This is a genomic window from Myxosarcina sp. GI1, from assembly GCF_000756305.1.
Classification (GTDB): domain Bacteria; phylum Cyanobacteriota; class Cyanobacteriia; order Cyanobacteriales; family Xenococcaceae; genus Myxosarcina.
This window is the reverse complement of the sequence record NZ_JRFE01000014.1, coordinates 231,962-243,920: the sequence shown is the minus strand read 5'-3', so window position 1 is coordinate 243,920 and position 11,959 is coordinate 231,962. Positions and strand designations below refer to the sequence as shown.

The 11,959-nt window shown below is 41.3% G+C and carries 10 protein-coding genes; 5 read left to right on the top strand and 5 right to left on the bottom strand.

Annotation, left to right across the window (positions count from 1 at the left end; genetic code table 11):
- Positions 1 to 98: 98 nt before the first annotated feature.
- On the top strand, positions 99 to 497 hold the full coding sequence (locus KV40_RS08005) for a response regulator (RefSeq protein WP_036479724.1): 399 nt from the start codon (positions 99 to 101) through the stop codon (positions 495 to 497).
- Between the two features lie 274 nt (positions 498 to 771).
- Here the strand turns inward: KV40_RS08005 and KV40_RS08000 are convergent, their stop codons facing one another.
- Positions 772 to 2,877 (bottom strand): TIGR00300 family protein, encoded by a 2,106-nt coding sequence (locus KV40_RS08000; protein WP_036479722.1) that lies wholly within the window; start codon positions 2,875 to 2,877, stop codon positions 772 to 774.
- A 286-nt stretch (positions 2,878 to 3,163) separates the two neighbouring features.
- Between KV40_RS08000 and KV40_RS07995 the strand changes: the two genes are divergently transcribed.
- The 3 genes from KV40_RS07995 to KV40_RS07985 all read left to right on the top strand — a co-directional run bounded on the left by KV40_RS07995 (position 3,164) and on the right by KV40_RS07985 (position 6,148).
- The gene (locus KV40_RS07995; protein WP_036479720.1) at positions 3,164 to 3,619 is read left to right on the top strand and encodes a cupin domain-containing protein; all 456 of its coding nucleotides are present in this window, start codon (positions 3,164 to 3,166) and stop codon (positions 3,617 to 3,619) included.
- A gap of 146 nt (positions 3,620 to 3,765) precedes the next feature.
- The gene (locus KV40_RS07990) at positions 3,766 to 4,509 is read left to right on the top strand and encodes a trans-aconitate 2-methyltransferase (protein ID WP_036479717.1); all 744 of its coding nucleotides are present in this window, start codon (positions 3,766 to 3,768) and stop codon (positions 4,507 to 4,509) included.
- Positions 4,510 to 4,582: 73 nt separating this feature from the next.
- Positions 4,583 to 6,148, top strand: coding sequence for a DUF6798 domain-containing protein (locus KV40_RS07985; RefSeq protein ID WP_036479715.1), 1,566 nt, complete (start codon positions 4,583 to 4,585; stop codon positions 6,146 to 6,148).
- 147 nt (positions 6,149 to 6,295) lie between these two features.
- Here KV40_RS07985 and pstB read toward each other — a convergent pair whose 3' ends face one another.
- Genes pstB through pstC form a run of 3 tightly spaced genes read right to left on the bottom strand, consistent with a single transcriptional unit; the run spans position 6,296 to position 9,002 of the window.
- Positions 6,296 to 7,120, bottom strand: coding sequence for a phosphate ABC transporter ATP-binding protein PstB (gene pstB / locus KV40_RS07980; protein WP_036479713.1), 825 nt, complete (start codon positions 7,118 to 7,120; stop codon positions 6,296 to 6,298).
- A gap of 41 nt (positions 7,121 to 7,161) precedes the next feature.
- Positions 7,162 to 8,040 carry a phosphate ABC transporter permease PstA gene (gene pstA, locus KV40_RS07975; RefSeq protein WP_156113987.1) on the bottom strand — a complete coding sequence of 293 codons (879 nt, stop codon included), beginning with the start codon at positions 8,038 to 8,040 and terminating at the stop codon, positions 7,162 to 7,164.
- Positions 8,041 to 8,042: 2 nt separating this feature from the next.
- Entirely contained in the window at positions 8,043 to 9,002 is a 960-nt protein-coding gene (gene pstC / locus KV40_RS07970; RefSeq protein WP_036479711.1) for a phosphate ABC transporter permease subunit PstC, read from the bottom strand.
- A gap of 698 nt (positions 9,003 to 9,700) precedes the next feature.
- On the opposite strand from pstC, the gene pstS reads away from it, so the two are divergent.
- Entirely contained in the window at positions 9,701 to 10,771 is a 1,071-nt protein-coding gene (gene pstS / locus KV40_RS07965; RefSeq protein ID WP_036479709.1) for a phosphate ABC transporter substrate-binding protein PstS, read from the top strand.
- Between the two features lie 57 nt (positions 10,772 to 10,828).
- Here pstS and tilS read toward each other — a convergent pair whose 3' ends face one another.
- On the bottom strand, positions 10,829 to 11,797 hold the full coding sequence (gene tilS / locus KV40_RS07960; RefSeq protein ID WP_036479707.1) for a tRNA lysidine(34) synthetase TilS: 969 nt from the start codon (positions 11,795 to 11,797) through the stop codon (positions 10,829 to 10,831).
- Positions 11,798 to 11,959: the final 162 nt, after the last annotated feature.

The following is an 11,959-nucleotide window of genomic DNA, read 5'->3' as shown; positions in this document are numbered from 1 at the left end:
ACCAGTCTCCTGAGTAAGTAAACTTAGACTAAATTTATCATTAACTTATTTTTAACAATAAGTTTTTTCTAAATTCAAAATCTTTCTAGTTATTGTTTATGACCACAGTTCTAATTGTGGAAGACGATCCGATAAATCTTCGGGTTTTCTCCAAAATACTAACAAAAAAAGGCGGTTTGCAAGTAGAAGGCACCGAAAACGTAGAAAAGGTTTTACAACTGGCTGAATCTGGCGATATAGACGCAATTTTGATGGATGTTTCTTTGGCTAATAGCATCTATCAAGGTAAACCAGTAGATGGGATTGAAATTACTCAAATGCTAAAATCCAATCCACAAACTGCTTCATTGCCAGTTATTTTAGTTACCGCTCATGCCATGCAGGGAAATCGCGAGAGTTTTCTCAAACAAAGCGGTGCGGATGGCTATATTTCTAAACCTATAGTCGATCATCAGCATTTTATCGATTCTATTATGTCTTTAGTCAATCGCTCATAAACTATTTATCCTACTTTTTACTAGTACCTTAGTTCTATAGTATGTCAAAAAGCTGTTTTAAAGACTATAAAAGACAAATATTTTAGAAATTTTGTAACCTTTTGTAAGAGACAGAGGGAAGCGAAGGGATAACTCGGCAGAAAAAGCAAAGTGCATGGTTTTTATGGGCAAGGGAGCAGGGAGCAGGGAGCAGGGAGCAGGGGGAAATCAGTCGGACAAAGATCCCCCTGCCCCTCAACACTCCGCACCCAAGCGAAGCGGTGCTTTATTTTTTCTAAACCCTCTGATAGGGGCTAGTTAATTTTTCCAACTGATTGACTAGTAGACTGAGGAACAAGCCGACATCGGTAACAACACCGACAGATTCAACCGAACCGCGATCGCTTAACTTGGTAACTACGGCAGGATTGATGTCTACACAAACCATTTTGACACCCGCAGGAGTCATGTTGCCTACGCCAATAGAGTGCAGCATGGTAGACAACATTAAAATCATGTCCGTACCTTTGAGTAGTCGGGCATATTCTGCCTGCGCCTCGATCAGATTCATTTCCGTATCGGGAAGCGGTCCATCATCGCGGATCGAACCAGCCAAGCAGAAAGGAACGTTATTTTTGACGCACTCATACATAATTCCTTTGGTGAGTAAGCCTGCTTCTACAGTAGCGGCAATACTGCCATGACGGCGAACGGTATTGATAGCTTTAAGGTGATGGCGATGTCCGCCTCTTACGGGAGTTCCTTTTTGCATATCCACGCCCAAAGAAGTTCCCATTAACGCCTGTTCGATATCGTGAACGGCGATCGCATTACCTCCTAATAATCCCTGAACATAGCCATCTTGAATTAGGCGAGATAGATGCTTTACGCCTCCAGTGTGAACCACTACAGGACCTGCGGTAACGATAACCTTGCCACCGCGATCGCGAATCTGCCTCAATTCCCAGGCAATTTGTTCTACTACCAGTTCTACCCGTCTTTCGCTGGAGACACCCGCCCCCATAAAGCTAAATTCATCGCTGGCTCTTTTTTCGCGAGAGGCGGCTTTTCTAACGCTGCGAATACCTTCAACTCCGACCACAACGCGATCGCCAGCTACTAAGTCTCGTAAAATCTTACAGCGGGCAACTGTTTCTTTAGCGGTTTCGCCGACAACAATTGCCCCATCCATCCGTTGATTTTCTACCCGTATCCATTCGCCATTGACCCTAACTTCTGTGGGATAAATCGTAGAAACATAAAAATCATCGGGGGCAACTCCTGCTTGAGTACAGGTTTCGGTAATGGCATCGCGCACTTCTTGAGGTGTAGCTACAGCCCCCAGGTCAATTAAGCGACGCATAATTTCTTCCATCACCTCGCCATCGGGGGCAGAAACTCGCACCTCTGCGGCTGAGGTACTCTGTCTTTCCAGACCGAGGTTAAAGTTGAGAACTTTAAAACTACCCCCGTTTTCTACTACCAAATCTAAGGCACGGTTCATAATGCCAGCATCGAGCAAATGTCCTTCTAGCTGAATGACGCGAGTTTCAACTGGGGTACTAGCGTGAACTTCTTCTAGTACGGGTTCGGTAATTCTTAAAGTCAAACATTTTGCCGCGCCTCCTGCTTTAAGAAATTCGGTAAGCGGGGTTTCGATAACTTCAAAACCAGCCTCCGCCAGACGCTGTTTGAGACTATCGCTGGCTTTGTTCATTACTACCGTTTGTTCCACGTTTACCGAATTGCAGGCAAAATTTACAGCATCGGTTTCGGCGATCGCAATTCGTTTGGCTTCGGGTACGCGAGTTTCGATCAGATGATTGGAATAAGAATCAAACGCCCCTGGATAGTAGAGTAAATAGCCGCCAGTTAGAGGACAAAAACAGGTGTCGAGATGATAGAAGCGATCGTCAATCAAACGCAGCGATAGCACTTCGATATCCAGCCATTTAGCAATGTAGGGGTGGGAGTCTAGTTCGGAACGAAAACCATAACCAGCCCATAGCCATCTTCCCTCGCGGTCTAACAGCGCATCCCCCGCGCCTTCAAAGGGTAAATCTTTAGGCAGTTCAAAAACGTTAAACTCGTTATCTTCAAACCATTTTTTAAAGTGTGGTTCTTCACCCTGGCGTTCTGGGTGATAAAAGCGACTGAGAACGACGTTATCTCCTAACACCAAACCAGCATTGGCGGTAAATACCATATCGGGTACGCCTTTTTGAGGCTGGATTAAATCGACAATTGCCAAATCTTTAAGGGTGTAGTGTAGCTTCGACCACTGTTCTACGGCGCGATCGCGCGAAGATTTATGAATATTCCCTTCCATCCAAGGATTAATTACATAGTCTACGTCGTAGTGGTCGGGAGCGCACATTAAAATGCGAATTTGTTCGTTCATCATAAATTTCCGTGTGAGTAAGTACCTAAAAAATTGCTTCGAGCTACCTAGTCTTGTTTCAATCCTATTTAATTTAACAGTTATCAGCGATCGTTCTGCTTCAGTCAGAGATGGTTAATTTAGCTAACTATCATGCCGTTTATTATTTACAGCTTTGACAAAATAAAAGTTTGGCATAACCCGCACCAACCATCAACAATAAACTGTCAATAGTTAAAACAATATTTAAACCCAAATATGTATACTACTATAAGCACCAGAGCATTCTAAATAAATAAGTTATCAAATGCTAATAGATCCTAAGTTGGTACCAGAACATAGCAGTACTAACTATCCCGAGCCTTTTAAACATTTGGTTGCTGGCAGAATTAGACAGCGGATAGGAAATGCAGCAGGATTGACTAATTTCGGGGTTAATATAGTCAAATTACAGCCTGGAAGCCGTTCTGCTCTTGGACACTGGCATTTGCGTCAAGATGAATTTATTTACGTAATTGAAGGAGAAATTACTTTAGTTACTAATAGCGGCGAACACATCTTAACTGCGGGGGATATGGCTGGCTTTCCCGCAGGAGAAGCAGACGGACATCATCTTATCAATCGCTCTAACTATATCGTAACGTATTTAGAAATAGGCGATCGCACGGCAGGTGACGAGGTTACTTATCCCGATGACGATTTAGCAGCCAAGCGTACTTCTGAGGGAGATGTGTTTACTCGTAAAGATGGTAGTTTGTATTGATAATTAGGCTCTAGTGGTCTGTCAATATCTAACTGGTGGACAGGCAGGGGAGCAGGGAGCAGGGAGCAGGGAGCAGGGAGCAAGGGAGATATTAAGTGCTTCTCTATTCTTCATTAATTAATAGACAAAACACTAGGCGTTTAAATATGAATCGCTGGAATACCGAATTATACGAAGAAAAACACAGCTTTGTTTGGCAATATGGTCAAAAAGTTTTGCAATTGCTTGCGCCACAGCCAAACGAACGCATTCTCGATTTAGGTTGCGGTACGGGACAGTTAACGGCAGAAATTGCGGCAACTGGTGCTGAAGTAGTGGGTATAGACAGTTCGGAACAGGCGATCGCCACAGCTAAGAAAAATTTTCCTCACATAGAATTTTTGGTCGCTGATGGTGCTAATTTTTTCTTTGATAAAACTTTTGACGCGGTTTTTTCTAATGCTGCGCTGCACTGGATACAGCCGCCAGCAAAAGCGATCGAATGTATCTGGCGATCTTTAAAGCCAAAAGGACGTTTGGTTGCCGAATTTGGTGGAAAAGGTAATATTGCTGCGATTGTTACTGCTTTAAATTCTGTTTTAGAAACACCATATAATCCCTGGTATTTTCCTAGTATTGCCGAATACAGTAACCTTTTAGAACGACAGGGATTTGAAGTTGTCTATGCTACTTTGCGAGATCGCCCGACTAAGTTAGAAGGAGAAAAAGGTTTGGCTAACTGGCTGGAAATGTTTGCAGGTAGTCATTTAGAAACCTATTCCGAAACTAAAGACCAAATTATCGCTCAAACTGAGACAAGGTTAAAACCACTTCTGTATCGAGATGATAACTGGATTGCCGACTATCGTAGAATTTGTATTGTCGCCATTAAAAAACAGCAGTATCTATAGAAAATTTTTATGTGGGTTAGATGTTAATAGGATTTAAACTTCAGGTTGAAACTTGGCACTCAAACAAAATTAAGTGAAGTTAGTAACGCATAAACTTTTACCAACAAAAGTTCCTCGCAGTTTTTTCAAAATAACTGTATTTGCAGTTGTTTTTGGCATTATTTATTTACAAGATCCACTTTATGAAGGCAATCAAAACACTAAATTCTTACATGGACTTGCCAAAGCAGGTTTGGGCTATCTCGATCGCGACTGGCTGGCAAATACTTTAGATCCCCTGCCAGCTTTTAGTAAACTAGTAGAATTTAGCTACCTTCACTTTGGCGAAGTATCGTTTTATATCTATCAAATTCTCTGTCTGGGTGTTTATCTCTACAGCTTGTTAGGTATCACTTCTCAACTATTCGGCTTTAATAACAAGCCAGCAGCTTATTTGCTCAATGCCACACTACTAATCTACAGTCACGTTATTGCTATTGGCATTGGTGGTGAAAACGATATTCAAGAATATCTCTATCAGGGTTTTGCCGAACAGTTTATTATCAGCCATCAGTTTCAGCCGAGTACTTTAGGGGTGTTCTTGCTGCTGTCGATTTATTTGTTTTTAAATAATTATGCTTATTCGGCGGTCGCGCTACTAGCTTTAGCCTGTATTTTTCATCCCGTTTATCTTCCTGGTGCCGCTTTCTTAACTTTGACCTATATGGTCATAACTGTTTACCGAGAGCGAAACATACGCAAAGCTTTTTTAATGGGATGTTTGTGTTTGCTACTGGTGCTTCCTGTAGTTATATACACCCTGGTATTTTTCGAGCCGACATCTTTAGCAATTTGGCAACGAGCGCAGGAAATAATTATTAATTATAGGATTCCCCATCACTCTCATCCAGAAATTTGGTTGAAGTATCCCGCCACAATTTTACAAATTTCGGCAATGATTTTGGGACTGTTAGTTGCCAGAAACACGCGCATCTTTCCCATTTTGGCATTCCCTTTGCTTTTAGCAACCTTAATGACAGTTTATAAAATGCTGGGTAATAGTGGCACTTTAGCTTTTACCACTCCCTGGCGAATTTCTGTGGTTCTGGTGCCTCTATCTACGGCTTTGATTATTGCCTGGTTAGTTAGATTTATATTTGCCAAATTTACTATCCTATCTCGCTATCGCAGGCTGGCGATCGCTTTTAGTCTGACAGCTTTGACTGTTTTATTTGTAAGTCGTGCGGCGTTGCAGGTAGAGGAACTAGAGTTAAACGATGAAACCATACCATTGATGAACTATGTCAAAACCCACAAGCAAGCTGATGACGTTTATTTGATGCCAATACAGTCAGAAAGTATGTTAGGACTGCCAAAATTGCAAAAGTTCCGTCTCTATACTGGTGCGCCAATTTTTATTAACTTTAAGTCTCATCCTTACAAAGATGTTGAGGTTTTGGAATGGTACGAGCGAGTAAACTTAGCTTTAAAATTTTACGAAGCTCCCTCAAGAGAGCGCGCCTGTCAGATACTCGATTATTTACAGGCTGAGTACCAAGTTACTCATGTAGTTTTAAATGAGAATAACTTTAATATCCAATGCCCTGACTTTAATAAACTTTTCCAAGATGATTCTTATGCTTTATACGCCGTTAAGTAGAAAGAAAATAATTGGATATGAGGGTTAGTGGTTAGTTATTAATAGTTGGTAGGTAAGCGTCAATCAAAATAATCATATTTATTAGTTTTTACACGATCGCCTAATATTTAAGGCGATCGCGAATTGCTAAACTTAAATCATATAAATCTAGCCAAAATTGCCACTGACATACTGTTTGGTCGCTTCTTCTCTGGGATTTTCAAATATTTCCTCGGTTGGTCTGTATTCAACCAAATAACCAAAACGATTGCCCGATTCTCCTGCTTCAGCATTAAAAAATGCCGTCATATCTGCTACTCTAACTGCTTGCTGCATATTATGAGTAACGATAATAATCGTGTATTGGGCTTTTAGTTGGTGAATCAGATCTTCTACTTTATTAGTAGAAACGGGATCGAGGGAAGAACAGGGTTCGTCCATTAACACTATATCTGGCTTAAGTGCGACGGCTCTAGCAATACACAAACGCTGCTGCTGTCCTCCAGAGAGGGAAAGTCCATTTTGCTTGAGCTTGTCTTTGACTTCTTCCCAGAGGGCAGCTTCTCGGAGAGATTTTTCTACCAACTCATCCATATCCCCTTTATAGCCATTAATTCTCGCTCCATAGGCAATATTTTCATAAATCGATTTAGGAAAGGGATTGGGATTTTGAAACACCATGCCAATACGTCGGCGTACCTCTATCGGATCGATGTTGTCGGCATAAAGATTTTTGTCGCGATAAATAACCTTGCCCTCTACTCGACAACCATCAATTAAATCGTTAAGGCGATTGAAACAGCGAATCAGGGTACTTTTGCCACATCCAGAAGGACCGATTAGTGCCGTAACCTGATTTTTAGGGACTTCCATGTAAACCCCTCGCAAAGCGGCAAAATCGCCATAGTAAACGGTAACATCTTCTGCCTGTAAGATAGTTTCTGCCGCTCCAGGTTGTTGGTTTTGAGACTGCTGTTGTTCTTGAGTAGTCATGACTATCTAATTGTTTTTATTTACTTGCGATCGATTGTTAACTAATAGACGCTTTTACGAGTTGCCAAGCGAGAGAGAATGCTGGTAATTAAAATCAGCAATACCAAAATTAAAGAAGCTGCCCAAGCTAGCTCTCGCTGATTTTCATAGGGAACGGTAGCGTAGTTATACACCAGTACCGAAAGAGAAGGAATTGGCTCGAATAAACCATTGGGCCAAAATTGAGTGAACAAAGCAGTAAAAATTAGTGGTGCCGTTTCTCCTGCTGCTCTGGCGATCGCCAGGGTAGTTCCCGTAACAATTGCGGGTAATGCTGCTGGCAGCACAATTTTAAGTACGGTATGAAAGTTAGATGCTCCCACACCTACAGATGCCCAACGCACCTCTTGCGGTACGATTTGCAGCGCCTCGTCGGTGGTGCGGACAATTATGGGCAACATCAATACTGCTAGAGCAAAACCGCCTGCAAATGCCGAAAAACCTCCCGTTCGCAACACAATCGCGCCATAGGCAAAAATTCCGACGATAATTGAGGGAACGCCACTGAGTACGTTAGTGGCAAAGCGAATCCAACGGGCGGCTCTAGCAGGGCTAAATTCAGAAAGATATACTGCTGCTAAAACTCCAATGGGAATGCTAATTACTGCCGCGATGCCGACTAAAATTAAGGTTCCCACAATTGCATTGGCAATACCACCACCTTCTTGCAAGGCTGCGGGGGGCAGTTGGGTAAACAAATTTAAGCCGAGGCGACCACCCCCTTTAATCAGCACGTAAATAATTACCAATCCCAAAGGAAGTATCGATAAACCCAAAAATGAAAAGGCAACGATATTGAGTATGGTGCCAATAATGGTACGGGGTTTAGATGATTTTTCCAAGCCGCTCGTATCTTTATGTTGGTTAGTTGCCGAGGTCATAATCAATATTTCTTGACTTTTTGAATGATTAACTGCGCCAAAATGTTGACAATTAAAGTAATTAGAAACAAAACTAGTCCTGCATACATCAAAGAATCTCTCTGCAAACCGCTGGCTTCGGAAAATTGATTTGCCATTAAAGAGGCGATTGTGTTAGCAGGAGCTAAAACTGAAAACTGAAGGGCATTACTATTGCCAATTACTAAAGTTACCGCCATTGTCTCTCCCAAAGCTCTACCCAAAGCCAGCATCGTGCCACCGACGATACCAGAAAAAGCAGCGGGAATCAGGATGCTAAAGATAGTTTGCCATCTGGTCGAACCAACAGCATAAGAACCAGAACGTAAGTCTGGTGGTAAAGAAGCCAGAGAGTCACGGGCGATCGCGGTAATAATGGGTAAAATCATAATCGACAAAATTATGCCCGCAGGTAACATTCCAGGACCTGGATAGGGTGTCGAAAATAAAGGAAACCATCCCAAATTATTATGCAGCCACGAACCGATTGGTTTGAGAAATGGAATTAAGACGTAAATTCCCCACAAACCATAGACGACGCTGGGTATTGCTGCCAGTAGCTCTACCATAAATACCAAAATGCGTCTTATACCAGGAGCTAAAAAGTCTTCACTGAGAACGATCGCGTTAGCAACTCCTATGGGAAAGGCGATGAGTAGGGCAATTAGCGAACTAATCACCGTACCGTACATCATGGGTAAAATGGCGTATGCCTCTTCAACAGGATTCCAGGCACTACTAGTAACAAAAGATAAGCCAAATTCTTTAATAGCTGGAATTGCCTGTATTCCTACTCTAATCGCAATCCAGAGTAGCACCGCAGCTACGGCGAAAGCTAAAATGCGGGTCGTCCAAATAAAAGTGGTGTCTAAAGTTTTTTCAAGCGATGTTCGATTTTTATTTTCCGAACTTTCTGAAGGAAGATTTGCTGAGGAAGAAGTCATGATTTAATTAGCATTAATAAATCGACAATTGATTTTTTCCTCTAATTTGCGAGGTTGATTTTTCTAATTAATCTTTAAATAAAACTTTTTTAGAAAAACTTTTGCCTGTTATCGAGTTTTATTATTACACTTTTGGGCAAATAAATAAAACTGCGAAGAAAAAACAAATGTTTAAGAGTTAGTTAAATGAAGGTTAATTTTTAATTAGCTTTTTTAGCATGATTTTTTTGTCCGATCTTTATTTATAAAGATGGATGTACTATTTTTACTCAAAAATTAAAGATAAAAAGTATTGTTATACTTATGCCATTTTTGATTTAATCGCTCGCTTCGTATTTTCGCAATACGTCTGGTTAACAGTGATTCAAGCAAACAAAGCAAATAAACACAGTCAATACAGAAAATCACTTGCTTTTTACTAATTGATACAATCGCTTCAAGCAGTATATTTATAGATAGTGCAATTTGCTTTCAAATGTTTATCTAGTTGCAGGGGACTCCGTTAATGTATAAATACAACTCAATTTAAACGAATACTTTAACAATTGAGAATATTTGTACGAATTATTAGTATTCGTAATTTTAAATAACTAAAATGTAACGCAAAAAGCTACACGTTCTTAAATTTCTCTTTACCTTAATAGAATATTATCTAATTTTGAAAATAAATTATGTAAATTTGTTTTAGGCAAGTCTAAATGATCTCAAATAAATCAAAACAAAAGTTTCTTTTTACGGCAGCCTCTGTAGTAACTTTAGGAGTTGTCGCACAAAATATAGATATTTCTAATGTTGCGATCGCTCAAGATTCTGTAAGCCTTTCAGGTGCGGGTGCATCTTTTCCAGCACCGTTGTATCAACGTTGGTTTTCTGAATACAACAACCAAAATCCCAACGTACAAATCAGCTATCAGTCTGTTGGTAGTGGTGCTGGTGTCGAACAGTATTTACAAGGAACCGTTGACTTTGGTGCTAGCGATGCTCCTTTAACCGACGAAGAACGCCAATCTTTTGTAGATAGCTACGGTACAGAACCCATTCAGGTGCCTATGACTGCGGGTAGTGTGGTATTTGCCTACAATTTGCCTGGAATTGATAGCTTGCAATTATCTCGCGATGCCTATTGTGGAATTGTTACTGGTGACATCACTAGCTGGAACGATCCTACAATTACTGAAGCTAATCCCGATCTAGAACTACCAGATACTCCAATTAACTGGATTCATCGTTCTGACGGTAGCGGGACTACTTTCTTATTTACTAACCACATTGCCACAGCTTGCTCTAGTTGGGAGGGTGGTGCTGCAAAAACTGTTTCCTGGCCTACTGGGATCGGTGCTAAAGGTAATGAAGGTATCGCCGCTCAAGTTTTGCAAACAGAAGGTGGCGTTGGTTATGTCGAGTATGCTTACGCTACAGAAAACGGTATTTCTGCTGCTGCAATTGAAAATAGCTCTGGTAACATCATTACTCCTTCTCCCGAAAGTGCTTCTTTAGTGTTCCAAGGTGAAACCGTACCAGAAGACTTTGCTCTAACCGTACCCGATCCTGCCAACCCCGAAGCCTATCCCATCGCTGGTCTAACTTGGATGCTGCTCTATCCAGAATATGACGATCCCAACAAAGCACAAGCTTTGCAAAGTATGATTGACTGGGCGTTAAATAGCGGCGACCAATACGCTCAAGAGTTGGGCTATATTCCCCTACCTCAAGATGTAGAACAGCGCGTAATGCAAACTGTAACCGAGCAGATAGCTGCCAATCAGTAACATCTGTAAATATATCTGAAAACACAAGCGATCGCATCATATAGAGCGATCGCTTTTTTAAGTAAAAATAATCCAGTCTCCCGAAACCTCAGCAACTATACCACCAGGTAAACTAGAGATTTTAGTTTTATTGGGCGCGCTAATCAAGCTACATACGGCTTCTATTTGCTCGAAATTAGGCTGTCGTGTCATAACTGATGGCAAAAATTGTCTTACAGCGCGACGCTGTAACGCTAAAGGTGCATTACGCATATAGATGCGATTTATTTGGTTGTTTTCTCTTTTAGCTTGCTGTAGTAGCTGTTGTGCGGCTGATTCTAAATATTCAACATCGGCGCGTAATAACTCTGCGGTTTGAGCTAGAGAGTTTTCTACCATAGGATTAAAGTTATTTTGCAAATAAGGAATCAAATCGAGGCGAATGCGGTTGCGAGCATACTGGCGATTTTGATTAACTCGATCGAACCACACTGGTAACTCGAACTGTTGGCAAAATTCTAAAGTCTCATGGCGATAAAAGTTGAGAATGGGGCGAATTAGAGCGATTTTGTTTGTTAAGGGGCGTTTCCAGGTCAAAGCACTCAAGCCATCACTACCCGCACCGCGAATTAAATTATAAAGCAAAGTTTCGGCGCGATCGCTCTTGGTGTGTCCCGTAACGATATAGTTAAAATTATGCTGTTCGGCAATAGCAGTTAAAGCCTGATAACGCCAGCTTCTAGCCGCAGCTTCAGTTTCTTCAAGTACACTTGCTATTTGCAGATAAAAAGGCATCTGCCAAACTTTAGCTACTTCTGTTACTCGCTCGGCAATACCAGCATCGGTAGACCAACGATGATCGCAATGGGCGATCGCCAAATTCCACTGCCATTTAGAACGCAAATCTAATAGTAATTTTGCCAAACACAGAGAATCTTGTCCCCCCGAAACGGCAATTAAAATACTCGTTCCTTGTGGCAAAAGCTTTTGCTGACGCAGAGTTTTGTGTAATTTAGCGTGATAGGGAGTCCAAACAGAACGAGTCATTGTTTTTTAAATTGAGATAAATCTTAAAGCGATCGCAACTATAGTAAATGTATATAGCAATCCCTGGTGAATCGTGAAATTTTTGTTCCCTGTTCCCTATACAGAGATTTGACTGTTCACAAATGTTTTAGGATTGCTATACAGTTATTACCGACAATAACT